This window comes from Streptomyces finlayi (genome assembly GCF_014216315.1).
GTDB classification, from domain to species: domain Bacteria; phylum Actinomycetota; class Actinomycetes; order Streptomycetales; family Streptomycetaceae; genus Streptomyces; species Streptomyces finlayi_A.
The window spans coordinates 4,169,845-4,195,298 of record NZ_CP045702.1 but is presented as its reverse complement, the minus strand read 5'-3'; the positions used below and the strand labels follow the sequence as shown (position 1 = coordinate 4,195,298).

Here is a 25,454-nt window from a genome sequence, read left to right as displayed (position 1 = left end):
ACGAAGTGCGACAGCGCACCGCGATCGGACCACTACCCTAGGTGAACATGAAGATCGCTTTCGTGGGGAAGGGCGGCAGCGGCAAGACAACGCTGTCCTCGCTCTTCATCCGCCACCTCGCTGCCAATGAAGCCCATGTCGTCGCGGTCGACGCCGACATCAACCAGCACCTCGGAGCCGCGCTCGGCCTTGATGACGAGGAGGCCGCCGCCCTGCCCGCCATGGGCGCGCAGCTTCCTCTCATCAAGGACTACCTGCGCGGCAGCAATCCGCGTATCGCCTCCGCCGAGACAATGATCAAGACGACTCCGCCCGGCGCGGGCTCACGACTCCTGCGTGTCCGCGAGGACAACCCGGTCTACGACGCCTGCGCGCGTACGGTCCGGCTCGACGACGGGGAGATCCGGCTGATGGCCACCGGGCCGTTCACCGAGTCGGACCTGGGCGTGGCCTGCTACCACTCCAAGGTCGGGGCCGTGGAGCTGTGCCTCAACCATCTGATCGACGGCCCGGACGAGTACGTGGTGGTCGACATGACCGCCGGGTCGGACTCGTTCGCCTCCGGGCTGTTCACCCGCTTCGACATGACGTTCCTGGTCGCGGAGCCCACGCGGAAGGGTGTCTCGGTCTACCGCCAGTACAAGGAGTACGCCCGGGACTTCGGCGTCGCGTTGAGAGTGGTCGGCAACAAGGTCCAGTGCCAGGACGATCTGGACTTCCTCCAGGCGGAGGTGGGCGACGACCTGCTGGTGGGAGTCGGCCACTCCGACTGGGTGCGCTCGATGGAGAAGGGCCGCCCCTCCCGGTTCGAGCTGCTGGAGGCGGACAACCGGATGGCACTGCAGGCCCTGCAGAACGCCGCGGAGGACTCCTACGCACACCGCGACTGGGAGCGCTACACGCGCCAGATGGTCCACTTCCACCTGAAGAACGCGGAAAGCTGGGGCAACGCGAAGACGGGCGCCGACCTGGCCGCACAGGTCGACCCCGCCTTCGTGCTCGACGAGCGGTGCGCACGGACGGGCGCCGCCCAGCCCGCGTGACGTTGACCGGAAGAGGCCGCAGTCCGGTGAGGTGGGCGGCTCCGGGGGGCCTTCACCGTCCCCAAGCCGCCCGTCCTCACCCGCCGAGCAGCTGGAGCGGTCAGCCGGCTGACCGCTCGCCCGAGTCCGCCTCGGCGGCGGGCTCGGCGTTCAGAGGCTCGGCGTTCGCGGGCTCGGCGTTCGCGGGCTCGGCGTTCGCGGGCTCGGCGTTCGCGGGCTCGGCGTTCGCGGGCTCGGCGGCCGGCTCTCCCGGGGACACCGGGGCGAGGTATGTGGCCCAGGGCTCCTTGGGTGCCTCACCGACACCGAGCGTGCCGAGCTTGGCCAGCGTCGCCGGGTCCTGCGCGTCGAGCCAGTCGACGAGCTGCCGGAAGGAGACGCAGCGCACGCCCTCCTTCGGGCAGACGGTCTCGATCGTCTCCTCGATGGCACGCATGTACGTGCCGCCGTTCCAGGACTCGAAGTGGTTGCCGATGATCAGCGGCGCCCGGTTGCCGTTGTACGAGCGGTCGAATGCCTGGATCAGGCCGTCACGCATCTGGTTGCCCCAGTACGCGTGCTTGGCCGGGTCGCCCTTGGTCGTTCCGGACTGGTTGAACATGAAGTTGTAGTCCATCGAAAGCGTCTCGAAAGCGCGGCCCGGTACGGGGACGAGCTGGAGAGGCAGGTCCCAGACGCCGCCCTTCTTCTTGGGCCACACCTGATTGCCGACGCCGCTGGAGTCGTAACGGAAGCCCATCGTCCGGGCTGCGGCGACCATATTCTCCTGCCCTTCCAGGCAGGGGGTGCGTCCGCCGACGAGTTCCTTCTCGTAGTCGAAGGGCAGCGGGGCCTCGGCCTTGAGCTCGGGGGTGTTGGACTTCCAGCTCTGCACGAAGGACTTCGCCTGGCGGATCTCGCTCTTCCACTCCTCGACGGACCAGGTCCCGACCCCGCCGTCCTTGCCGCAGAAGTGGCCGTTGAAGTGGGTGCCGATCTCGTTGCCGTCCTGCCAGGCGGCGCGCAGTTCGGTCAGGGTGTCGCGAATGCCCTTGGTGTCGTTGAAGCCGATGTCGGAACGGCCCGCGGAGTGCTGGGGCGGGTTGTAGAGGTGCCGCTTCTCCTCCGGCAGCAGGTACACGCCACTGAGGAAGTACGTCATCGTCGCGTTGTTCTTCTTGGCCACCTCGCGGAAGTGCGAGAACAGCCTCTGGCTGTCCTCTCCCGCACCGTCCCAGGAGAACACCACGAACTGAGGCGGCTTCTGACCGGGCGCCAGGCGCTTGGGCACGGGAAGCTTCGGCTGCGCTCCGGTGAACGCGGTGGATCCGTCGCCGATGAGCTGGACCTTGCTCTTGGGCGCGGCGCCCGGTGCCTCCTCCTTAGGGCCGTTGGCCCCCTGCTCGGCACCTGACCCGGCTGCCCCCGACCCCGCGCCGGAGCCGGCGCACCCCGCCAGACCCGCGACCAGCGCCGTCGCGATGACACCCATGACGATCCTCTTCGTGGCGGCCATCATCCGCCCACCCTCTTCCTTGCAGGTTATTTGCGTCGAAGTGCCGACCGGCGCGGCCAACGTCGCACGCAAGCCCCACAAAGCAGGACGACAGACCGAATGAAAAACTGCATATTCACCCGATTGGGTTTCTCAACAGACCATTTGCCCTAGAACATGGACGCATCTCTTTACTCTGCATTACGATTCGTTTACCGAGAGTTGAGAAATCCCCCCGCTGCACGCCGTGACCCACGGCCGCGTCCCCACGTTCCGCGACCGCGCTGCCCCGGAGGAGACGGGAACATGTCTGCCTGCGTCCCAACCCGCAACGACCACTCATCACGTAGTTCGCGCCCTTCCCGGGCCTCAGGAATGAAGCGACCGCACAGCCCGCCACCGCCTCCCGGCGGGCGCCGCTTCCGCATCGCCGGCGCCGACCTGTCGGCGTCGATCACCGTCTTCCTCATCGCAGTTCCCATGTCGCTCGGCCTCGCCGTCGCCATGGACGCCCCGCTCCAGGCCGGCCTGGTATCCGCCGCCATCGGCGGCATCGTCGCCGGACTGCTCGGCGGCACCCCGCTTCAGGTCAGCGGCCCCTCGGCCGGACTGACCGTCGTCACCGCAGAGTTGATCCAGATCTACGGCTGGCGCACCACCTGCGCGATCACCATCGGCGCAGGACTTCTGCAGATCCTGCTGGGCTCCCTCAGAGCGGCCCGCAGTGCGCTCGCCGTCAGCCCCGCCATCGTGCACGGCACACTCGCCGGGATCGGCGTGGCCATCGCCTTGGCCCAGCTGCACATCGTGCTCGGTGGCTCGCCCCAGAGCTCCGTGGTCGACAACGTCCTCGCTCTGCCCGCCCAGTTGGAGCGGCTCAGCCCGGCCGCACCACTGATCGGCGCACTGACCATCGCCGTCCTGGTGCTGTGGCCGCGCCTCCCCGGGCGGGCCGGACAGGCGGTACGCAGGATTCCGGCCGCGCTGGCCGCCGTTGTGACCGCTACCGCGGTCGCCGCACTCGCGACCCCCGGAATCGTCCGGGTCGACCTGCCGTCCTGGCGCTCGCACGCCCTGCCCGAGATGCCGCAGGGTCCCGTTCTCGCCCTGGCCACCGCAGTGTTCACCGTCATGCTGGTCGCCAGCCTGGAGTCACTGCTCGCTGCGGTCGCCGTGGACAAGATGGCGGCGGACCGCGTGGCGGACCGTTCCGACGGTGGACCCTCCGGCCATGAGCCGATCAGGCGCTCCGACCTCGACCGGGAGTTGCGCGGTCAGGGCATCGCCAACTCACTGGCCGGCCTGCTCGGCGGCCTGCCGATCTCCGGTGGCGCCGTGCGCAGTTCGGCGAATGTGCGGGCGGGGGCGACCGGCCGCGCGGCCACCGTGCTGCACGGCGTCTGGGTGCTGCTCGCCGCGGCCCTGCTCGTCACGGTGCTCGAGTGGATTCCGCTGGCCGCGCTCGCCGCCCTGGTCATGATGGTCGGTCTCCAGATGGTGAGCTTCGCCCACATCCGTAACGTCCACAAGCACCGCGAATTCCTGGTGTACGGCGCGACGATCACCGGAGTCGTCCTCTTCGGTGTGCTGAAGGGCGTGGTCCTCGGCGTCGCGGTGGCGGTGGCTGTCGCACTGCACCGGCTGGCCCGCACCAAAATCACGGTGACGGAGCAGGACGGTCGCCATCTGGTGACCGTGCGAGGCCAGTTGACGTTCCTCGCCGTGCCGCGGCTCAGCAGAATGCTCGGCCAGCTCCCTCACGGGGTCGACGCGGTTGTCGAGCTGGACGGCTTCTTCATGGACCACGCGGCATTCGAGACGATCCAGGACTGGCGCAGTACGCAGCTCGCCCAAGGCGGCCAGGTCGTCTTCACCGGCAGATCGGGCGCCCGGGTCGCCGAGCCCCCGGCAGCGGCGCATTCCTGCTGCCGCCCCTGGACCCCCTGGCGCAATCACCACTGCCACGACCGGTCCGAGCAGACCACCGCCACCCGCACCGGGTTCACCGCGCAGGACGCCACGGGCCGAGGCGCAGCGGGGCCGTGGGACCTGGACGGCGTCGGCGGCGCCGAAGCGCCGACAGGTCCGGACACCCGAGGCGCGACAGCGGGCGACGCGCCACGCCCGTCCGGGGCCCGCCCGGCCGGAGCCCACCGCCTGCTCAACGGCCTCAGCTCGTTCCAGCGCAATACGGCTCCGCTGGTCCGTGAGGAGCTGGCCAGACTGGCCGCCGAGGGCCAGCGCCCCTCCCAGCTCTTCATCACCTGCGCCGATTCCCGGCTGGTCACCAGCATGATCACGTCGAGCGGCCCGGGTGACCTCTTCACCGTGCGGAACGTCGGAAATCTCGTTCCGCCGCCGGACACGGAAACCACCGAAAGCGGCGACGACTCAGTGGCCGCCGCCATTGAGTACGCGGTGGATGTGCTGAGGGTCGGATCCATCACCGTCTGCGGGCACTCTGGCTGTGGCGCCATGCAGGCGCTGCTCAGCACAGAGCCGCACACCCCCCGGACTCCGCTGTGGCGCTGGCTGCGGCACGGGCTGCCGAGCCTGGAGCGGATGGCGTCGCGTCACCACTCCTGGGCCCGGATCTCCGGTCGGCTGCCAGCCGACGCGGTGGAGCAGCTCTGCCTCACCAATGTGGTCCAGCAGTTGGACCATCTGCGCGCACACGAATCGGTAGCGCGCCGACTGGCGGACGGCACGCTGGAGCTCCACGGCATGTACTTCCACGTGGGCGAGGCCCAGGCGTATCTGCTGGCCGAGGGGGCCAGCGCGGGTACAGGTCCCGACGAGGTCTTCGACCGGGTCGGCCCCGGCCTCGGCCTCAGCACGGCCCTCGACGCCGGCGCCCACGACTGAAGTAGGCACGGTGGTACGCACGGCAGGCGGCACGCACGCCTGAGGACACCAGAGCGAAGGGCACGGCCGGCGAGCACGCCTGACGGGGCGGCACACCCACAGCGCGCGCAGGTCCGGGCAGGGCGGAGACGCCCGAACCGACCACGCCCTTCCCCTAACGGCACACCCGAACCGACCGCGTGTTCCTTAAACGGCACGCCCGCGCCGACCGCGTGTTCCTTAAACGGCACGCCCGCGCCGACCGCGCCCTGGCTGAACCGCTTGCCCGCCCGGTCCGTGAGACCTTGTGGTCCCGCTTCCGCACGCACCAGCTGCTCGCGGAAGCGGGGTCTGTGGCCCCATACACGAGAACACAGGTCTAAACCAATTCCCGGCAGACACTTGTCACCCGGCCTTGGGCCTGATGAGCTATGCCCCGGGACACAACGGACACCCTGGGACTGGGAGAAGTCGTGAGCAACGAAAGCCTCGCCAACCTGCTTCGGGAAGAGCGGAAGTTCGCTCCGCCTGCCGAGCTGGCCGCCGACGCCAACGTCACAGCGGAGGCGTACGAGCAGGCCGAGGCGGACCGGCTGGGCTTCTGGGCCGAGCAGGCCCGCCGCCTGAGCTGGGCCACGGAGCCGACCGAGACGCTCGACTGGAGCAACCCGCCCTTCGCGAAGTGGTTCGCGGACGGCAAGCTCAACGTCGCGTACAACTGCGTGGACCGCCACGTCGAGGCGGGCAACGGCGACCGCGTCGCCATCCACTTCGAGGGCGAACCGGGCGACACCCGCGCCATCACCTACGCGGAACTGAAGGACGAGGTCTCCCGCGCCGCCAACGCCCTCACCGAACTCGGTGTCGTCGCGGGCGACCGGGTCGCCGTCTATCTGCCCATGATCCCCGAGGCCGCCGTCGCGATGCTGGCCTGCGCCCGCATCGGCGCCGCGCACTCGGTGGTCTTCGGCGGCTTCTCCGCAGACGCCATCGCAGCCCGCATCGAGGACGCGGACGCCAAGATCGTCATCACCGCCGACGGCGGCTACCGCCGGGGCCAGCCCTCCGCACTCAAGCCCGCGGTCGACGACGCCGTCGCCCGTATCGCTTCCGTCGAGCACGTCCTCGTGGTGCGGCGCACCGGCCAGGACACGGCGTGGACCGAGGGCCGCGACGTCTGGTGGCACGAAATCACCGCCCGGCAGTCCGCCGAGCACACCGCCGAGGCGTTCGAGGCGGAGCACCCGCTCTTCATCCTCTACACCTCGGGCACGACGGGTAAGCCGAAGGGCATCCTGCACACCTCGGGCGGCTACCTCACCCAGGCGGCATACACCCACCACGCCGTCTTCGACCTCAAGCCCGCGACCGACGTCTACTGGTGCACCGCCGACATCGGCTGGGTCACCGGGCACTCGTACATCGTCTACGGGCCGCTGGCCAACGGCGCCACCCAGGTCATGTACGAGGGCACGCCCGACACCCCGCACCAGGGGCGCTTCTGGGAGATCGTGCAGAAGTACGGCGTCACCATCCTCTACACCGCGCCGACCGCGATCCGGACGTTCATGAAGTGGGGTGACGACATCCCCGCCAAGTTCGACCTGTCGTCGCTGCGCATCCTCGGTTCGGTCGGTGAGCCGATCAACCCCGAGGCGTGGATGTGGTACCGCAAGCACATCGGTGCCGACAAGTGCCCCATCGTGGACACCTGGTGGCAGACCGAGACCGGCGCGATGATGATCTCGCCGCTGCCCGGGGTCACGGCGACCAAGCCCGGTTCGGCCCAGCGCGCGCTGCCCGGTATCTCGGCCACCGTCGTCGACGACGAGGCACGCGAGGTCCCGGACGGCGGAGGCGGCTACCTCGTCCTCACCGAGCCATGGCCCTCCATGCTCCGCACCATCTGGGGCGACGACCAGCGCTTCCTCGACACCTACTGGGCCCGCTTCGAAGGCAAGTACTTCGCGGGCGACGGAGCCAAGAAGGACGAGGACGGCGACATCTGGCTGCTGGGCCGGGTCGACGACGTCATGCTCGTCTCCGGGCACAACATCTCGACCACCGAGGTCGAGTCCGCACTCGTGTCGCACCCCGCCGTCGCGGAGGCCGCTGTCGTGGGCGCCGCCGACGAGACGACGGGCCAGGCCATCGTGGCCTTCGTGATACTGCGGGGCACGGCCACCACATCGGACGAACTGGTGGCGGAGCTGCGCAATCACGTCGGGAAGACGCTCGGCCCGATCGCCAAGCCCAAGCGGGTCCTGCCGGTAGCCGAGCTGCCCAAGACGCGTTCCGGCAAGATCATGCGCCGTCTGCTGCGCGATGTCGCCGAGAACCGTGAGGTCGGAGACGTCACCACGCTGGCCGACTCGACCGTGATGGACCTGATCACGACGCAGCTGCCCTCCTCCTCCGAGGACTGACAGCCACTGCGACGAGGGGCACCCGGCAACGAGCCGAGTGCCCCTCGAGCGTTTAGTGTGAAGATCGTTCGATACGGCTCCGAGTGCCCCCAGGTACAGTGGTGCCTTCGTCAACAACATCATCAGAAATCTCCATCAGGTGCGCCGGGAAGTCTGGTCGGCAAGTGCTACAGCCATGCCCCGCTGCCGTACCGACCCGGAGGTCTCCACCGTGGCCGCGCCCACTCCCACCCCGCCCGCCCCCCGTCGTACCGTCCTCGGACGCCTCCCCCTTCCCGAGCGGAACTACGTCGCCGAGGCACTGCGCACCGAGACGGTCGGCGGCATCATCCTGCTGGTCGCCTCCGTCGCCGCACTGATCTGGGCGAACACCTTCGGGGCGAGCTACGAGTCGGTCAGCCACTTCCACTTCGGCCCCGAATTCCTGGGACTGAACCTCTCCGTGGCCCACTGGGCCGCCGACGGCCTTCTCGCCGTCTTCTTCTTCGTCGCCGGTGTCGAGCTCAAGCGCGAACTGGTCGCGGGTGAACTGAAGGATCCCAAGGCTGCCGCCCTGCCGGTGATCGCCGCGCTCTGCGGTATGGCCGTCCCCGCCCTCGTCTACGCCCTGACCGCGCTCGTCGGTGACGGTTCCATGGCCGGCTGGGCGGTCCCCACCGCCACCGACATCGCGTTCGCACTCGCCGTCCTCGCGGTCATCGGCACCTCGCTGCCCTCCGCCCTGCGTGCGTTCCTGCTCACCCTCGCCGTGGTCGACGACCTCTTCGCGATCATGATCATCGCGGTCTTCTTCACCGACAGCATCGACTTCATGGCGCTCGGCGGAGCAGTGGTCGGCCTGGTGGTCTTCTACTTCCTGCTGCGCGCCGGGATCAGGGGCTGGTACGTCTACGTACCGCTGGCCCTGGTCATCTGGGGGCTGATGTACAACAGCGGCGTCCACGCGACCATCGCCGGTGTCGCCATGGGTCTGATGCTGCGCTGCACCGTGCGTGACGGCGAGGCGTACTCCCCGGGGGAGCACATCGAGCACCTTGTGCGCCCGCTGTCCGCCGGTTTCGCCGTCCCGCTGTTCGCGTTGTTCTCCGCGGGCGTCTCCCTCCAGGGCGACGCGATCGCCGGCGTCTTCACCCGGCCCGAAACGCTCGGCGTCGTCCTCGGTCTCGTCGTCGGCAAGACCGTGGGCATCTTCGGCGGCACCTGGCTCGCCGCCCGCTTCACCAAGGCGGAGCTCAACAAGGACCTGGCCTGGGCGGATCTCTTCGCCGTCGCCTCGCTCGCCGGTATCGGCTTCACCGTTTCCCTGCTCATCGGGGAACTCGCGTTCGAGGGCGAGGGTGAGATGGTGAATGAGATCAAGGCCGCCGTACTCATCGGATCCCTGGTCGCGGCCGTACTCTCCGGTGTACTGCTCAAATTGCGGGTACGTCGGTACAAGGCGCTGTTCGACGCCGAGGAGCTCGACGAGGACCAGGACGGCGTCCCGGACGTCTACGAGCAGGACGACCCGGAGTACCACCTCCGGATGGCCGCGATGCTCGAGAAGAAGGCCGCCGAGCATCGCCGCCTGGCCCGAGCGGCGGGGGCAGCGAGCAGCGAGCCGGACAGTCCGGCATGATCTGACACCGGATGTGTTGAAGAGGAGAGGGAGTCAGGGATGAGCGACCCCGGCAACTACGCGGGCAACGGCGACCGCAGTCTCGGACAGCTGGTCGCTTCGGCGACGGCCGAGATGTCGGCACTGGTACACGACGAGATCGCACTGGCCAAGGCGGAAGTACGTCAGGACGTGAAGCGCGGCGTCATCGGCAGCGTGTCGTTCATCGTCACGGCTGTGCTGTTTCTGTTCTCGCTCCCGGTGCTGAGCTTCGCGGCGGCTTACGGAATCCATAACCTGGGCCTCGGCCTCGCCTGGTCGTTCCTGATCGTGGGCGGTGCGTTCATCCTGCTGGGAGCCCTGCTGGCGCTGTTCGGCCTGGCCAAGTTCAAGAAGGTCAAGCCGCCGGAGAAGTCCATCGCCTCGGCCAAGCAGACCGCCGCCGTCCTCCAGGGAGTCAAGCCTCACCCCCGCCGCTCGGTCCTGCCCGGCACGGCCGTCACGACGAAGGGCAGCACCCTGGCGGACAAGGCCACCGCAAGTCGCCCGGTCCAGGACAAGGCGTCCGCTGTGGCACGCTCGTCCACATGACGCTCCCCGATTTCCGTGCGTCCGGTCCGGCAGCGAGCCCCCTGGGCCCGGCCGGTCCCGGCAGCCCCGTACGCCTCGACGGCCCATGGACCCACCGGGACGTGGCTGCCAACGGCGCGCGCTTCCACATCGCCGAGCTGGGCGACGGGCCCCTGGTACTCCTGCTGCACGGCTTCCCGCAGTTCTGGTGGACGTGGCGCCACCAGATGACCGCGCTGGCCGACGCCGGATTCCGGGCGGTGGCCATGGACCTGCGAGGGGTCGGCGGCAGCGACCGCACCCCCCGGGGGTACGACCCGGCCAACCTGGCCCTCGACGTCACCGGCGTGATCCGCTCGCTCGGCGAGCCGGACGCCGCGCTGGTCGGCCACGACCTGGGTGGCTATCTCGCCTGGACCGCCGCCGTGATGCGTCCGAAGCTGGTCCGGCGCCTGGTGGTGTCCTCGATGCCGCACCCGCGCCGCTGGCGCTCGGCGATGCTCTCCGACTTCTCGCAGTCCCGGGCCGGCTCGTACGTCTGGGGGGTCCAGCGGCCGTGGCTGCCGGAGCGCGCGCTCGTCGCGGACGACGCGGCCCTCGTGGGCCAACTGATCAGGGACTGGGCGGGGCCGGGTGTCGCGGACTTCCCCGACGACGAGGTTCTGGACGTCTACCGGCGCGCGATGACGATCCCGTCGACGGCCCACTGCTCGATCGAGCCGTACCGCTGGATGGTGCGGTCCATGGCCCGGCCGGACGGCGTCCAGTTCAACCGGCGGATGAAGCGGCCGGTGCGTGTACCGACCCTGCATCTGCACGGGTCACTCGATCCGGCGATCCGTACGCGGAGCTCCGCGGGCTCGGGCGAGTACGTGGAAGCGCCGTACCGTTGGCGACTTTTCGACGGTCTGGGGCACTTCCCCCACGAGGAGGACCCGGTGGGGTTCTCGACCGAACTCGTCAACTGGCTCAAGGACCCCGAGCCCGACCGCTAGCCCTGGAGCACACGTGTGCGACGAACAGCCAATTGCCTGCCGCATAGGCCAATTGGCTGACTCTCGCACGATTACCGACCTTGGGTGACGGGCAGACGTCGGGGTATGGGCTGGACGCACGACTTCGGTGACGCAGCACGCAACCGCCGCTCGACCGCGATGGTCGGTCCGAGCACTCACGAGGGGGGCGGCCCACAGGGCCGGGTGCACGAAGTGCATGATTTTCATGATCCCCAGCTTGGTATTCCGCGCATCCTCCGCCGCCGGGCCCGCTGGGTCTCGGCGCGGCTGCGTCATCCCCGTGGATGACGCAGCCACCTTCTTCCGACGGAACCCGCAGTCCCCTGGGGCCTCTCGCAAGAGAGGCCCCAGGGCCTGTCCGGCACACCCCGTCTAGAGCGCGCAGCTCTGACTGTCGACCTGCTGGTTCGCGGTGCGACCGCGCTCGATGTCCTGGCGGATCTCGTCGACCGACAGCGCGTAGCCGGTGTCCGGGTCGTCGAGGGACCTGGCGAACACCACTCCGTACACGCTTCCGTCCGGAGTGAGCAGCGGGCCACCGGAGTTGCCCTGCCGCACGGTCGTGTACAGCGAGTACACATCGCGGCGGACGGTGCCCCGGTGGTAGATGTCCGGGCCGTCGGCGTCGATGCGTCCGCGGACCCGCGCGGAACGTACGTCGTAGTCTCCGCCCCCCGGGAAGCCCGCGACGATGGCGCCGTCGCCGGTCTCCGCGTCGCGGTCGGTGAAGCGCAGGGGCTTGGCTCCGAGGTCCGGCACGTCCAGTACGGCGATGTCGCGCTCCCAGTCGTAGAGGACGACCGTCGCGTCGTACAACCGCCCCTGGCCGCCGATCTGGACGGTCGGCTCGTCGACTCCGCCGACTACATGGGCGTTGGTCATGACCCTGCGGTCGGCGAAGACGAAGCCGGTGCCCTCGAGGAGCTTGCCGCAGCCCGGAGCCATGCCCTCCACCTTGACGATGGACTTCATGGCGCGGGCGGCGACGGGGCTGCCCGCGAGGGCCGGGTCCGGGGCCTGGACCTCGGTGATGGGCTCGTTGGCGAACGGGCTGAAGACCTGCGGGAAGCCGTTCTGCGCGAGGACCGAGGAGAAGTCCGTGAACCACGTGGACGCCTGATCGGGCATCACACGTGAGACGCCGAGGAGGACCTTCGAGCTCCGGACCTCCTTGCCGAGAGTCGGCAGTGACGTGCCGGCCAGGGCGGAGCCGATCAGCCAGGCGACCAGGAGCATCGCCACCACGTTGACCAGGGAGCCGCCGGTGGCGTCCAGGGCGCGTGCGGGCGACCACGTGATGTACCGGCGGAGTCTGTTGCCCAGGTGGGTCGTGAACGCCTGGCCCGCGGAGGCGCACACGATCACGATGATGACCGCGACGACGGCGGCCGTGGAGGAGACCTCCGAACCGTCGGTCACCTGGTCCCAAATGAACGGCAGCAGATACACGGCGACGAGTCCGCCGCCCAGAAAGCCGATCACCGACAGGATGCCGACGACGAAGCCCTGGCGGTAGCCGATGACCGCGAACCACACGGCGCCGACCAGCAGCAGGATGTCCAGCACGTTCACCGTCTCTAGCCTCGCAGATTCGTCACCTGGCCCGTCGTCCGTCCGACGGGATCCGGGCCGGGCCAAAGCAGCGCAGCACGGGATGGAGCAGTCAGCCTGTCATGGGCGCCAGTCGAGCGGCACCTGTCTGGTCGCGTCCCAGGGCCGCTCCCAGCCCGAGAAATGCAGGATCCGGTCGATCACACCGGCCGTGAATCCCCAGACGAGAGCGGATCCGACCAGGAACGACGGGCCCGGATGGCCGCTGGGGTGGACGGTGGTCACCCGGTTGGCCGGATCCGTGAGATCTGCCACGGGGACCGTGAACACCCGTGCGGTCTCGGCCGGGTCGACGACGCCGACCGGGGTCGGCTCCCGCCACCAGCCGAGGACGGGCGTCACCACGAAGTCGCTCACCGGGATGTACAGCCGGGGCAGCACGCCGAAGAGCTGGACGCCCTGCGGATCGAGGCCCGTCTCCTCCTCGGCCTCCCGCAGCGCGGCCTTGAGCGGCCCTGTCGTAACCGGGTCACCGTCCTGCTGGTCCAGCGCGCCGCCGGGGAAGGACGCCTGGCCCGCGTGGGAGCGCAGCGAGGTCGAGCGCTCCATGAGGAGGAGCTCCGGGCCGTGTTCGCCCTCGCCGAAGAGGATCAGCACGGCCGACTGGCGGCCCGCACCGCTCTCGGGCGGCAGGAACCGGCTGAGCTGCCGGGGCCGCACCGTCCGCGCCGCGCGGGCGACGGGGGCGAGCCATTCGGGCAGCCCCTCGGTGGTCACGGGGACGACGTCCCTGCCGGACCCGCCCGTACCGTCTTCGGCGGGCACGCCCGACGACGGCATCGGAGCGGATCTCGTGCCCTGTGCGTGCGTCATCTGCACCCCCTTCGTTTCACAACGCCTGTCATCGGCCATTTCGTTCCGGGGCCATTTCGTTCCGGGGCCATTCCGCTCGGTTCCGTACGGCTCGGGCCGCGCCCGTCCCTCATTCGGCCCCGAGGGGCGGTGCCGGTTTGCCCGGGTAGTCGGGCGGGGGGCTGAGGCGCTGGCCCGGGTAGCCGCCCATCTCGTACTTCAGCAGCTTCTTCGCCTTCTCCGGGTCCGTCTCGCCCTCCCCGTACGAAGGGCAGAGCGGCGCGATGGGGCAGGCACCGCAGGCGGGCTTGCGGGAGTGGCAGACACGGCGGCCGTGGAAGACCACACGGTGCGAGAGCATCGTCCACTCGCTCTTGGGAAAGATCGCGGCCACGTCCGCCTCGACCTTCACCGGATCCTCCTCATCAGTCCACTTCCAGCGCCGGACCAGTCGGCCGAAGTGGGTGTCCACCGTGATGCCGGGGACCCCGAAGGCGTTGCCCAGGACGACGTTGGCCGTCTTGCGGCCCACCCCGGGCAGCGTGACGAGATCGGCGAGCCGGCCGGGGACCTCGCCGTCGAAGCTGTCCCGGATCGCGGTCGAAAGCCCTATCAGCGACTTGGCCTTGGCCCGGAAGAAGCCGGTCGGCCGAATCAGCCCCTCCAGTTCTTCCGGATCGGCCGCCGCCATGTCCTCGGGCGTCGGGTAGGCGGCGAACAGCGCGGGAGTGGTCTGGTTGACCCGCAGGTCCGTGGTCTGCGCCGAGAGCACCGTGGCGACGAGAAGCTCGAAGGGATTGCGGAAGTCCAGCTCGGGATGGGCGTACGGATAGACCTCGGCGAGCTCACGGTTGATCCGGCGGGCGCGGCGCACCATCGCGAGGTGCGACTCCGGTTTCGCCGTCTTGACCGGGTGGGCCGCCTTCACCGCCTTGCCCGTTTTGACCGCACTCACCGGATTCGCCGCCTTCATCGTCTTGGGAGCCTTCGTCGCGAACTTCCCCGCGGTGGGCTCGTCAGGGTGTTTCATGGCATTTGGGGGGTACCGCGTGGACCGTTCGCCCACAGCGGAACCACGGTCTTCCGGCAGCCCGTCAGCCCCCTCAACCTGCGCTCCCACCGGCGTTCTGGACACCCGGCCAGCCTAGGGCCAGGCACTGACATCCGCCCCGATCACTGGGCATCCGCCCTCAATCGCCCCCTGCCGTTCGGTCGGACACTCCCGTGCGTCAAACTGGTTTGTGATTGATCGCACTGTTTTACCGTCCGGCATCATGGGGACCACGGTTCCCTGAACAGGCCGACAAGGAGAAAACTCGTGGACGACGTTCTGCGGCGCGCCCCGCTTTTCGCGGCGCTCGATGATGAGCAGGCCGCGGAGCTCCGCGCCTCGATGAGTGAGGTGACCCTCGCGCGCGGCGACGCGCTGTTCCACGAGGGCGACCCGGGTGACCGCCTGTACGTGGTCACCGAGGGCAAGGTGAAGCTCCACCGCACCTCCCCCGACGGACGCGAGAACATGCTGGCCGTCCTCGGTCCCGGCGAGCTCATCGGAGAGCTGTCGCTCTTCGACCCGGGCCCGCGCACGGCGACGGCGACGGCCCTCACCGAGGTCAAGCTGCTCGGCCTCGGCCACGGCGACCTCCAGCCCTGGCTGAACGCCCGCCCCGAGGTGGCCACCGCGCTCCTGCGCGCTGTCGCCCGGCGGCTGCGCAAGACCAACGACCAGATGTCCGACCTGGTCTTCTCCGACGTACCGGGCCGTGTCGCCCGTGCGCTCCTCGATCTGTCGCGCCGCTTCGGTGTGCAGTCGGAGGAGGGCATCCACGTCGTGCACGACCTGACCCAGGAAGAGCTGGCCCAGTTGGTCGGCGCCTCCCGGGAGACGGTCAACAAGGCACTCGCGGACTTCGCGGGGCGCGGCTGGCTGCGCCTGGAGGCGCGCGCCGTGATCCTGCTGGACGTGGAGCGGCTGGCGAAGCGGTCCCGCTGACCGTGTGATGTTGCCGAAGGGCCCCGCCACCGGCGGGGCCCTTCGGCGTCCCGGGCCGCCCGGCGGGGTCTGGGGCCCGTCCGGTCCCTGATCCGCCGGTACGGCCCCTCATCCGTAGGTCGGGCCCTGGATCCGCTGCTCGATTCCTAGGTCCTGTCTGGAGTTCCAGCGCGGGAGAAGGAGCGGCGTCCGGTGCCGTCGAATCCAAGGCGGAGGAGGGAGCGATGGCGGAGCCCTCGCGACTGACGACAACGCCGGAGGCGGCGGTGCCGGACGCCGCGACGCCGCGGGGGAACTCCAGACAGGACCTAGATCAGTCCGTGCTCGGTCAGGTACTCCAGCTGGGCCCGTACGGACAGTTCAGCCGCCGGCCACAGCGAGCGGTCCACGTCCGCGTACACGTGGGCCACGACGTCGGAGGGCACCCGGCGCCCGGACTCCACCGCCGTCTCCACCTGGGCCAGGCGGTGCGCACGGTGGGCGAGGTAGAACTCCAGAGCCCCCTGTGCGTCCTCCAGGACCGGACCGTGCCCCGGCAGGACGGTGTGCACGCCGTCGTCGACCGTCAGCGAGCGCAGCCGCCGCAGCGAGTCGAGGTAGTCCCCCAGCCGCCCGTCCGGGTGCGCCACCATCGACGTACCGCGCCCCAGGACGGTGTCGCCGGTGAGCACCGCCCCGTCGGCCGGCAGGTGGAACGAGAGCGAGTCCGCGGTGTGCCCGGGGGTCGGGACCACCCGCAGTTCGAGTCCGCCGGTGGCGATCACATCGCCCGCTCCCAGCCCCTCGTCGCCCAGACGCAGGGCCGCGTCCAGGGCGCGCACCTTCGTACGGGTCAGCTCGGCGAAGCGTTCCGCGCCCTCGGCGTGGTCGGCGTGGCCGTGGGTGAGGAGGGTGAGCGCGACACGTCGCCCGGCCCGCTCGACGGTGCCGATCACCGCCCGCAGGTGGGTCTCGTCCAGCGGGCCGGGGTCGATCACGACCGCCAGGTCAGAACCCGGCTCGGCCACGATCCAGGTGTTGGTCCCGTCCAGGGTCATCGCCGAGGCGTTCGGGGCGAGGACGTTGACCGTACGGAGGGTGGCGGGGCCGGAGAGGACTCCGCCCCGCGGCTGTCCGGGAAGTGCCGCCGCGTCGCTCACGAACCTTCGCCTCCCGCGCTCCGGGCGGGCATGTGTTTGGTGAACTCATCGTGTCCCGGCCAGCTCAGCACCAGCTCGTCGCCGTCCACGCGGGCCTGTGCGAGTACGGGAGTGAGGTCCTGGTCATCTGCCGCCTTCAGGGCCTCCGCGGCCGTCCCGTACGGCCTGAGCGCCCTTAGCGTGGACACGGTGGGCGGCATCATCAGCAGTTCGCCCCGGTCGTAGCCGTCGGCAGCCTCACCGGGGGTGATCCACACGGTCCTGTCGGCCTCCGTGGACGCGTTCCTGGTGCGCTGGCCTTCGGGGAGCGCGGCGACGAAGAACCAGGTGTCGTAGCGGCGTGGTTCGAACTCCGGGGTGATCCAGCGCGCCCAGGCGCCCAGCAGGTCGGAACGCAGCAGCAGACCCCGCCGGTCGAGGAACGCGGCGAAGGACAGCTCGCGGGCGACCAGCGCCTCGCGGTCGGCCTCCCAGTCCGCACCCGTCGTGTCGCAGACGACCGTGCCGGGCGTCGGCCCCGCGAGGAGGACGCCCGCCTCCTCGTACGTCTCGCGGACCGCCGCACAGACGATGGCCTGCGCCTCGGTGACCGTGGCGACGCCGAGCCGCCCGGCCCAGTGCTCCAGCGAGGGGCCGGCCCAGCCGACCGGACGGTCGTCGTCGCGCGGATCGACTCCGCCGCCCGGATAGGCGTACGCACCGCCGGCGAACGCCATGGACGTACGGCGGCGCAGCATGTGCACGGCCGGTCCGCTCCCGATGTCCGTGGCAGCGTCCCGGAGCAGCATCACGGTGGCGGCCCGCCTGGGAGTCGCGGCCGTCAGCTCGCCTGCGGCGAGGGCCCGGATCCGGTCGGGCCATTCCGGTGGGTACCACTGACCATTGGACATGGCCGGAGGCTATCCGGAACCGTCCCGATGTTCGAGGGTCCCGGATGGTCCGTACGTGCCCGGTACACGCACGACCCCGGCGTACCCCCTACACGCATGATCCCGCCCGGTCGCGCGGACCGGGCGGGATCACGATCACGGATCACGGATCACCGATCACCGATCACGGATCACGGATCACGGATCGCTGGTAACGGATCGCTGGTGACGGCTGGTACGGGTCAGGCCTCGACGAGCTCGACCTGGACCTCGATCTCCACCGGTGCGTCCAGCGGCAGCACCGCGACGCCCACGGCGCTGCGCGCGTGCACGCCCTTGTCACCGAGGACCGCGCCCAGCAGCTCGCTCGCGCCGTTGATCACGGCCGGCTGGCCGGTGAAGTCGGAGGCGGAGGCGACGAAGCCCACGACCTTCACGACCCGTGCGATCCGGTCCAGGTCGCCCGCGACGGACTTCACCGCCGCGAGGGCGTTGAGCGCGCACGTCCTGGCGAGCTCCTTCGCCTCGTCGGGGGTCACCTCGGCGCCGACCTTGCCGGTCACGGCGAGTCTGCCCTCCACCATCGGCAGCTGCCCGGAGGTGTAGACGTACACGCCGGACTGCACGGCCGGCTGGTACGAGGCCAGTGGCGGAACGACGTCCGGGAGCGTCAGGCCCAGCTCGGCGAGGCGCGCTTCGACAACGCCCGCCACTAGGGCTTCTCCCGCTTCAGGTACGCCACGAGCTGCTCGGGGTTGTTGGGCCCGGGCACGACCTGGACGAGCTCCCAGCCGTCCTCGCCCCAGGTGTCCAGGATCTGCTTGGTCGCGTGCACGAGAAGGGGCACAGTCGCATATTCCCACTTGGTCATAGGGCCGACTGTAATACCTGGCACGTACGGTCTCGTGCGTAGCCCGGGGCACTACTGGTTAGGCTCCAGGAGTGAGCAGGTTCCAGGTCGTCAGCGGCAAGGGCGGTACCGGTAAGACCACGGTCGCCGCCGCCCTCGCGCTCGCCCTCGCGACCGAGGGCAAGCGCACCCTCCTCGTCGAGGTCGAGGGCAGACAGGGCATCGCCCAGCTCTTCGAGTCGGAGGCCCTTCCCTACGAGGAGCGCAAGATCGCCGTCTCGCCGGGCGGCGGGGAGGTGCATGCCCTGGCGATCGACGCGGAGCGGGCCCTTCTGGACTACCTCCAGATGTTCTACAAACTCGGCGGCGCCGGCCGGGCGCTCAAGAAGCTCGGGGCGATCGATTTCGCCACCACCATCGCACCGGGCGTCCGGGACGTCCTGTTGACCGGCAAGGCGTGCGAAGCCGTACGCCGAAAGGACAAACAGGGACGTTTCATCTATGACCACGTGGTCATGGACGCGCCTCCCACCGGCCGCATCACGCGCTTCCTCAACGTGAACGACGAGGTGGCCGGACTGGCCAGGATCGGCCCGATACACAATCAGGCACAGGCCGTCATGCGCGTGCTGAAGTCCCCGGAGACGGCGGTGCACCTCGTGACGCTGCTGGAGGAGATGCCGGTCCAGGAGACCGCGGACGGCATCGCCGAGCTCCGCGCCGGCGACCTGCCCGTGGGCCGGGTCATCGTCAACATGGTGCGCCCGCACCTGCTCGACGAGGACGCGCTGCGGACGGCCTCGGGCGCCCGCCGCAAGGAGATCGCGAAGACGCTGACCCGGGCGGGTGTGACCGGTTCCGCGGCACTCGTGCGGCCGCTGGTCGAGCAGGCGGCGGAGCACGCGCAGCGGGTCTCGCTGGAGCGTGAGCAGCGCGCCGTGCTGACCGGTCTGGGCCTGCCGATGGCCGAACTCCCGCTGCTCGGTGAGGGGGTGGATCTCCCCGCGCTGCACGACCTGGCGGCGGAGCTCCGCAAACAAGGCGCAGGGGAAGAGGTGGGGTCATGACCCCGGGACCGGACGTCGCACCGGTGCTCGATACGGACGCGCTCCTGGACGATCCAGGGATCCGGATCATCGTGTGCTGCGGATCGGGCGGGGTCGGCAAGACCACGACGGCCGCGGCGCTCGGCGTACGTGCCGCGGAGCGCGGGCGCAAGGCCGTGGTCCTCACCATCGACCCGGCACGCCGGCTCGCCCAGTCCATGGGCATCGACCAGCTGGACAACGTCCCCCGCCGGGTCGAGGGCATCGACTGCGCCGGCGGCGGTGAACTGCACGCCATGATGCTCGACATGAAGCGGACCTTCGACGAGACCGTCGAGGCGCACACCGATGCCGAACGGGCCCGCGCGATCCTGGAGAACCCCTTCTACCAGTCCCTGTCGGCCGGTTTCGCGGGCACGCAGGAGTACATGGCCATGGAGAAACTGGGGCAGCTGAGGGCGCGCGACGAGTGGGACCTGATCATCGTCGACACGCCGCCCTCGCGCTCCGCACTGGACTTCCTGGACGCGCCGAAGCGGCTGGGCTCGTTCCTGGACGGCAAGTTCATCCGGCTGCTGGTGGCTCCGGCGAAGATCGGCGGCCGGGCCGGGATGAAGTTCCTCAATGTCGGCATGTCGATGATGACGGGGACGCTCGGTAAGCTGCTCGGCGGTCAGTTCCTCCGGGACGTACAGACTTTCGTCGCCGCGATGGACTCGATGTTCGGGGGATTCCGCACCCGCGCCGATGCCACGTACAAGCTGCTCCAGGCGCCCGGCACGGCGTTCCTCGTCGTCGCGACACCGGAGCGGGACGCGTTGCGCGAGGCGGCGTACTTCGTGGAGCGACTTGCCGCCGAGGAGATGCCCCTGGCCGGCCTGGTGCTCAACCGGGTGCACGGCAGCGAGGCTTCCCGGCTGACCGCGGAGCGTGCGCTGGCCGCCGCGGAAAATCTTGAAGACGGCGGCATTGTGGATCAGACGACCGGGCAGGCTGCCTCTAGTGACCCGGTGAACCCGGTGGACCCGGGGGGCGCCTCTCCCGAAGCCCACGGCACACCGCTGCCCCCGGACGACCACGACAAGCCGCACGCACCCCGCGCGCCGCATGAGCCGAACGAAGAGCCCGAGCCGCGCCCGTCGCATTCGCACGAGACGAAGGAACAGCACGAGCCGTCCATGCCGCACTCGGTCGACCAGCTGACCGCGGGTCTGCTGCGGCTGCACGCCGAGCGCATGCAGGTCGTCGCGCGCGAACAGCGCACACGCGACGGCTTCACCGCACTCCACCCCGAGGTCGCGGTCACCGAAGTGGCCGCACTGCCCGGCGATGTACATGACCTCACAGGTCTCCGAGCCATCGGGGACCGGCTCGCGGCCGGTTCCGCTTCCGCTCCGGCCGGAGCCGCCTAGGCGCTACTCGCCCGAACCCCTCACGGGGAACGGGCTCGCGCGCGCCTATCCGACGGCGGCGTACGTCTCATGCAGTACGTCGTCGTCCAGGCCGACCGCTGCGGGCAGGATGCCCGTCGACTGCTCGTACTCGCTACGAGCGGTCTCCAGCAGGCGGCGCCAGGACGTGACGGTCGGTCGTCGGCGCAGCAGTGCGCGGCGCTCCCGCTCCGTCATTCCGCCCCACACGCCGAATTCGACGCGATTGTCCAGCGCATCGGCCAGGCACTCGGTCCGCACCGGACAACCGGTGCACACCGCCTTGGCCCTGTTCTGCGCTGCCCCTTGTACGAACAGTTCATCCGGATCGGTAGTGCGGCAGGCTGCCTGCGCACTCCAGTCGGTTACCCAGCCCATCCCGGCGCCGTCCTCTCCCGAATCGAGGCTCCCCCACGGCGGCGGCGGCATATTCACCGCCACCAGTTGAGGACGTTACGGAAGGTAGGGACAGCACAACACCCCCTTCGGGCCCAATCTTCGATGGCCCGAACGGACTATGCGTACGCGGCAGATCACCCAGAGGAGTGAGGTGAGGACATAAGGGACCATCACCCTAAAATCGGGACAGTGCACCCAAGTCGCTGTGGGCATTTCACGACACACGGGGCGAATTCGGGAGCGCCTCGGGTCGGGAAGACGGTGCGAACGAAGATGGCTGGAACTGCACGGGGGGTTGAAACGAAACCAGACTGCTGTGACAGTTGAGAGCAGCTTAGGCCAACGCATATACGCCTGTCCGGCGAATGAGAACGTAGGCTGCCCCCATGCCAAAGAAGCGCTCGGGCGGGGGTCTCACGACGACCCAGCAGGCCGCCAAGTTCCTCGGTGTCGCCGCACTATCCGGAGCTGTCCTGGCAGGTATCGCACTGCCGGCAGCCGGAGTGCTCGGCCTCGCGGCCAAGGGGACGGTCGAGGGATTCGACGAAATCCCTTCCAACCTCAAGACGCCACCGCTCAGTCAGCGCACCAAGATCCTGGACAGCAGCGGCGGTCTCATCGCGACGGATTACTCCCGCGACCGGACCGTCGTCCCGCTCAAGGACATCTCCCCGTACATGCAGGACGCGATCATCGCGATCGAGGACTCACGCTTCTACGAGCACGGGGCCATCGACCTCAAGGGCATCCTGCGTGCGATGAACCGCAACGTGCAGGCCGGCGGGGCCGCCCAGGGTGCGTCGACGCTCACCCAGCAGTACGTGAAGAACGTCTTCGTCGAGGAGGCCGGCGACGACCAGGCGAAAGTCCTGGAGGCCACCCAGCAGACCCTGGGCCGCAAGGTCCGCGAGCTCAAGTTCGCGATCCAGGTCGAAGAGGAGCTCGGCAAGAAGAAGATCCTGGAGAACTACCTCAACATCACGTTCTTCGGACAGCAGGCGTACGGCATCGAGGCCGCCTCGCAGCGCTACTTCTCCAAGCCCGCGAAGAACCTGAAGGTGGAGGAAGCCGCGCTGCTGGCCGGCATCGTCCAGTCGCCGAGCCGCTACGACCCGGTCAACGACGCGCAGGAGGCGACCAAGCGCCGCAACACCGTGCTGATGCGCATGGCCGCGACCAAGAACATCACACAGGCCGAGGCCGACAAGGCGATAGAGAGTCCGCTCGGCCTGAAGGTCAGCAGGCCTCGCAGCGGCTGTATCACCGCCGTCGAAGGTGCCGGATTCTTCTGCGACTACGTCCGCAAGACGGTCCTGACCGACCCCGCCTTCGGCAAGACCGAGGCTGAGCGGAAGAAGCTGTGGGACCTCGGCGGCCTGACCGTCAAGACCACCCTCGATCCCAAGGCACAGGCAGCGGCCAACAAGGCGGCCACTTCCCACGTCTACAAGAGCGACGGCGTCGCCGCCTCGGTCGTCCAGGTCCAGCCCGGCACCGGCAAGATCCTCTCGATGGGGCAGTCGCGGCCGTACGGGCTCGACGGGACGAAGCACGAGACGGTGATGAACCTCGCCGTCGGCAGCAAGATGGGCGGCACGACCTACGGTTTCCAGGTCGGCTCGACCTTCAAGCCGATCACCGCGGCGGCCGCCCTGGAGAAGGGCATCAGCCCGACCGAGGTCTACGACGACCCGTGGAAGATCCAGATGGAGAAGAGGGACTACCGGAACTGCGCCGGCAGCCCCACCGGATCGGACCTGTGGTCCGTGCAGAACGAGCTGAAGTCCGAGTTCGGTCCCTTCGACCTGACCAGCGCGCTGGGCAAGTCCATCAACACCTACTTCGCACGGCTGGAGCAGAAGGTCGGTCTGTGCGAGACCGTCACCATGGCGAAGAAGCTCGGGTACGAGGAAGGTACGGGTGTGAAGATCGGCGAGGACCCGTCGATCACGCTCGGCGGTGAGGAGAACACCCCGCTGGGCATGGCCGCCACGTACGCCGCCTACGCCAACCGCGGCACGTACTGCTCTCCCGTCGCCATCGAGGCGGTCACCACCAGGGCCGGCAAGTCCCTGCCCGTCCCGAAGACCGACTGCGATCGGGCGATGAGCGAGACCACCGCCGACATGATCAACCAGATGCTCAAGGGTGTCATCGAGGACGGCACCGGAACCCGGGCCGGTCTTACCGACCGCGACAACGCGGGCAAGACCGGAACCACCGATGAGCGCAAGGACGCCTGGTTCGTCGGCTACACGCCGAACCTGTCCACCGCGGTCTGGGTCGGTGACGACGTCGGTGACAAGGACGGCATGTACAACCTCACCATCGGCGGCCAGTACTACGACAAGGTCTGCGGCGGCTGCCTCCCGGGCCCGATCTGGCGGATGGCGATGACCGAGGCGCTGAGCGCGGGCGAGACACCCTCGTTCAACTACGTCAAGGTCCCGCGCGGTGACACCAAGCCGGAGAAGGACAAGGAAGCGGACAAGGGCGACAAGGAAGAGGACGGCGGTGGCCGGGACAACGACAAGCCCGGCGACGGGATCAGCATTCCGCCCGGCTTCCTCGGCGGCGCCACCGGTGGTGACGGCGGTGGTGACGGCGGTGGCCGGGGCCGCGGCCGCGACTGACCCGACGACGGTGTCGTCCACCTGACAACGCGAAGAGGGTGCCCCGGAAATTGCTCGGGGCACCCTCTTCGCGTTGTCCGTGTTCAGCCCGCGAGGAGCTTCTTCACCGTCGCGGCCACCCGGCCGCCCTCGGCGAGGCCCGCCACCTTCGGGTTCACGATCTTCATGACGGCGCCCATCGCACGCGGCCCCTCGGCTCCGGCGGCCTTCGCCTCCTCGACCGCGGCGGTGACGATGCCCGTCAGCTCCTCGTCCGTGAGCTGCTTGGGCAGGTACGCGTCGAGCAGCTCGCCCTCGGCCTTCTCCCGGTCGGCCTGCGCCTGCCGGCCGCCCTGGGCGAACGCCTCAGCGGCCTCGCGGCGCTTCTTCGCCTCCCTGGCGATCACCTTCTGCACCTCGTCGTCGGAGAGTTCGCGTGCCGTCTTGCCGCTGACCTCCTCCTTCGTGATCGCGGTCAGGGTCAGCCGGAGCGTGGACGAGGTCAGCTCGTCACGCGCCTTCATGGCCGTGGTGAGGTCTTCCTTGAGCTTGGACTTGAGCGTGGTCATGCGGCGATTGTGACAGGTACGGGGCACCCGACGCCCGTGCGTTTTCCCGTCGCGGCACCGTGTCTGCGACGATGGGCACATGCGCGCACGCTACGGAGTACCCCTGAAAGTCACAGCTGTCGGCGCTGCGGTCGGCGTCGCCGGCCTCGCTTACGCGGCCGGGTTCGAGGCCCGCTCGTTCCGCCTGCGGCGGATCACCGTCCCCGTACTCCCGCACGGGGCACGCCCGTTGCGCGTACTCCAGGTGTCCGACATCCACATGGTGTCCGGCCAGCGGAAGAAGCGGGCCTGGCTCCAGTCGCTCGCGGGCCTGCGCCCGGACTTCGTCGTGAACACCGGCGACAACCTCTCGGACCCGGAAGCCGTACCTGAGGTGCTCGACGCGCTCGGTCCGCTGATGGAGCTCCCCGGGGTCTACGTCTTCGGTTCCAACGACTACTACGGGCCCAAGCTGCGTAACCCGGCCCGGTACCTCTTCGAGAAGGTGCAGGGCAACCACGGCCTCAACGGCAACGCCCCCGCGGTCGGTGTCGTCCACAACCCGTGGGAACCGATGCGGGACGCGTTCGACGCCGCCGGCTGGCTGGGCCTGTCCAACACGCGCGGACGGCTGAAGCTCGACGGTTTGGACATCGCGTTCACCGGCCTCGACGACCCGCACATCAAGCGCGACCGTTACGCCGAGGTCGCGGGCGGCCCCGAGACCGCCGCGGACCTCTCCATCGGCGTGGTCCACGCCCCGTACCTGCGTACCCTCGACGCCTTCACGGCCGATGGCTACCCGCTGATCCTGGCGGGCCACACCCACGGCGGCCAGCTCTGCATCCCGTTCTACGGGGCGCTCGTCACCAACTGCGACCTGGACACGGACCGGGTCAAGGGGCTCTCCACCCATACGGTCGGGGACCGCCGCTCCTACCTGCACGTCTCGGCCGGCTGCGGCACGAACCGCTACACCCCGGTCCGGTTCGCCTGCCCGCCCGAGGCGACGCTGCTGACGCTCACACCCCGCGACTGAGGCCACGACCGGCGTCATGGCCCGCGGGGACGAGGGGACGAGGTAGGAGCCGAGGGGCCGGCGTACGGGCGGGGGCGCCGCGGCGTACGGGCAAGAGGCGCCGACGCGGGCCAAGGCGTCGGCGTACGGGTCGAGGCTTCGGCGTACGAACGAATC

At 69.4% G+C, this 25,454-nt stretch carries 22 protein-coding genes; 12 read left to right on the top strand and 10 right to left on the bottom strand.

Going from position 1 to position 25,454, the window contains the following annotated elements:
- Positions 1 to 47 precede the first annotated feature (47 nt).
- Entirely contained in the window at positions 48 to 1,043 is a 996-nt protein-coding gene (locus tag F0344_RS19415; RefSeq protein WP_185299985.1) for an ATP-binding protein, read from the top strand.
- Between the two features lie 100 nt (positions 1,044 to 1,143).
- On the opposite strand, the gene F0344_RS19410 is transcribed toward F0344_RS19415, so the two are convergent.
- The gene (locus tag F0344_RS19410) at positions 1,144 to 2,541 is read right to left on the bottom strand and encodes a hypothetical protein (RefSeq protein WP_258050007.1); all 1,398 of its coding nucleotides are present in this window, start codon (positions 2,539 to 2,541) and stop codon (positions 1,144 to 1,146) included.
- Positions 2,542 to 2,823: 282 nt separating this feature from the next.
- On the opposite strand from F0344_RS19410, the gene F0344_RS19405 reads away from it, so the two are divergent.
- From F0344_RS19405 to F0344_RS35930, 6 genes are all read left to right on the top strand, one after another.
- Entirely contained in the window at positions 2,824 to 5,382 is a 2,559-nt protein-coding gene (locus F0344_RS19405) for a SulP family inorganic anion transporter (RefSeq protein ID WP_185299984.1), read from the top strand.
- 410 nt (positions 5,383 to 5,792) lie between these two features.
- Positions 5,793 to 7,787 (top strand): acetate--CoA ligase, encoded by a 1,995-nt coding sequence (gene acs / locus F0344_RS19400; protein WP_185299983.1) that lies wholly within the window; start codon positions 5,793 to 5,795, stop codon positions 7,785 to 7,787.
- 175 nt (positions 7,788 to 7,962) lie between these two features.
- The gene (nhaA, locus tag F0344_RS19395) at positions 7,963 to 9,405 is read left to right on the top strand and encodes a Na+/H+ antiporter NhaA (RefSeq protein ID WP_185299982.1); all 1,443 of its coding nucleotides are present in this window, start codon (positions 7,963 to 7,965) and stop codon (positions 9,403 to 9,405) included.
- A gap of 39 nt (positions 9,406 to 9,444) precedes the next feature.
- On the top strand, positions 9,445 to 9,975 hold the full coding sequence (locus tag F0344_RS19390) for a phage holin family protein (protein ID WP_185299981.1): 531 nt from the start codon (positions 9,445 to 9,447) through the stop codon (positions 9,973 to 9,975).
- Entirely contained in the window at positions 9,972 to 10,949 is a 978-nt protein-coding gene (locus F0344_RS19385) for an alpha/beta fold hydrolase (RefSeq protein WP_185299980.1), read from the top strand. Before F0344_RS19390 ends, F0344_RS19385 begins: the two co-directional genes overlap by 4 nt.
- A gap of 105 nt (positions 10,950 to 11,054) precedes the next feature.
- On the top strand, positions 11,055 to 11,258 hold the full coding sequence (locus F0344_RS35930; RefSeq protein WP_258050006.1) for a hypothetical protein: 204 nt from the start codon (positions 11,055 to 11,057) through the stop codon (positions 11,256 to 11,258).
- 84 nt (positions 11,259 to 11,342) lie between these two features.
- On the opposite strand, the gene F0344_RS19380 is transcribed toward F0344_RS35930, so the two are convergent.
- From F0344_RS19380 to nth, 3 genes are all read right to left on the bottom strand, one after another.
- Positions 11,343 to 12,542 (bottom strand): MarP family serine protease, encoded by a 1,200-nt coding sequence (locus F0344_RS19380; protein ID WP_185299979.1) that lies wholly within the window; start codon positions 12,540 to 12,542, stop codon positions 11,343 to 11,345.
- A gap of 99 nt (positions 12,543 to 12,641) precedes the next feature.
- A complete protein-coding gene (locus F0344_RS19375) occupies positions 12,642 to 13,361 on the bottom strand; it encodes an NUDIX hydrolase (RefSeq protein ID WP_374940158.1) in 720 nt (239 codons plus the stop codon).
- Between the two features lie 142 nt (positions 13,362 to 13,503).
- Positions 13,504 to 14,346, bottom strand: coding sequence for an endonuclease III (nth, locus tag F0344_RS19370; RefSeq protein WP_374940157.1), 843 nt, complete (start codon positions 14,344 to 14,346; stop codon positions 13,504 to 13,506).
- A 345-nt stretch (positions 14,347 to 14,691) separates the two neighbouring features.
- Between nth and F0344_RS19365 the strand changes: the two genes are divergently transcribed.
- Positions 14,692 to 15,366: a Crp/Fnr family transcriptional regulator gene (locus F0344_RS19365; protein ID WP_014046869.1), complete on the top strand. Its 675-nt coding sequence runs from the start codon at positions 14,692 to 14,694 to the stop codon at positions 15,364 to 15,366.
- A 308-nt stretch (positions 15,367 to 15,674) separates the two neighbouring features.
- On the opposite strand, the gene F0344_RS19360 is transcribed toward F0344_RS19365, so the two are convergent.
- From F0344_RS19360 to F0344_RS19345, 4 genes are all read right to left on the bottom strand, one after another.
- The gene (locus F0344_RS19360) at positions 15,675 to 16,505 is read right to left on the bottom strand and encodes an MBL fold metallo-hydrolase (RefSeq protein WP_185299976.1); all 831 of its coding nucleotides are present in this window, start codon (positions 16,503 to 16,505) and stop codon (positions 15,675 to 15,677) included.
- A complete protein-coding gene (locus tag F0344_RS19355) occupies positions 16,502 to 17,395 on the bottom strand; it encodes an NUDIX hydrolase (RefSeq protein WP_185299975.1) in 894 nt (297 codons plus the stop codon). Before F0344_RS19355 ends, F0344_RS19360 begins: the two co-directional genes overlap by 4 nt.
- 221 nt (positions 17,396 to 17,616) lie before the next feature.
- Positions 17,617 to 18,087, bottom strand: coding sequence for a RidA family protein (locus tag F0344_RS19350; protein WP_185299974.1), 471 nt, complete (start codon positions 18,085 to 18,087; stop codon positions 17,617 to 17,619).
- Positions 18,087 to 18,245 (bottom strand): DUF4177 domain-containing protein, encoded by a 159-nt coding sequence (locus F0344_RS19345; RefSeq protein ID WP_019992579.1) that lies wholly within the window; start codon positions 18,243 to 18,245, stop codon positions 18,087 to 18,089. The genes F0344_RS19350 and F0344_RS19345 overlap by 1 nt, the downstream gene beginning before the upstream one ends.
- Positions 18,246 to 18,316: 71 nt before the next feature.
- On the opposite strand from F0344_RS19345, the gene F0344_RS19340 reads away from it, so the two are divergent.
- Together F0344_RS19340 and F0344_RS19335 are read left to right on the top strand one after the other, a co-directional pair.
- Entirely contained in the window at positions 18,317 to 19,291 is a 975-nt protein-coding gene (locus F0344_RS19340; RefSeq protein ID WP_185299973.1) for an ArsA family ATPase, read from the top strand.
- Positions 19,288 to 20,682: an ArsA family ATPase gene (locus F0344_RS19335; protein WP_185299972.1), complete on the top strand. Its 1,395-nt coding sequence runs from the start codon at positions 19,288 to 19,290 to the stop codon at positions 20,680 to 20,682. Before F0344_RS19340 ends, F0344_RS19335 begins: the two co-directional genes overlap by 4 nt.
- 45 nt (positions 20,683 to 20,727) lie before the next feature.
- On the opposite strand, the gene F0344_RS19330 is transcribed toward F0344_RS19335, so the two are convergent.
- Entirely contained in the window at positions 20,728 to 21,078 is a 351-nt protein-coding gene (locus F0344_RS19330; protein ID WP_185299971.1) for a WhiB family transcriptional regulator, read from the bottom strand.
- Positions 21,079 to 21,485: 407 nt separating this feature from the next.
- Between F0344_RS19330 and F0344_RS19325 the strand changes: the two genes are divergently transcribed.
- Complete coding sequence (locus F0344_RS19325; RefSeq protein WP_185299970.1) at positions 21,486 to 23,732, top strand: transglycosylase domain-containing protein; 2,247 nt, start codon at positions 21,486 to 21,488, stop codon at positions 23,730 to 23,732.
- A gap of 83 nt (positions 23,733 to 23,815) precedes the next feature.
- On the opposite strand, the gene F0344_RS19320 is transcribed toward F0344_RS19325, so the two are convergent.
- On the bottom strand, positions 23,816 to 24,280 hold the full coding sequence (locus tag F0344_RS19320; RefSeq protein WP_185299969.1) for a GatB/YqeY domain-containing protein: 465 nt from the start codon (positions 24,278 to 24,280) through the stop codon (positions 23,816 to 23,818).
- Positions 24,281 to 24,359: 79 nt separating this feature from the next.
- Here F0344_RS19320 and F0344_RS19315 point away from each other — a divergent pair, with 79 nt between their 5' ends.
- Positions 24,360 to 25,298, top strand: a complete 939-nt coding sequence (locus tag F0344_RS19315; RefSeq protein ID WP_185299968.1) for a metallophosphoesterase — start codon at positions 24,360 to 24,362, stop codon at positions 25,296 to 25,298.
- The last annotated feature ends 156 nt before the right edge of the window (positions 25,299 to 25,454 follow it).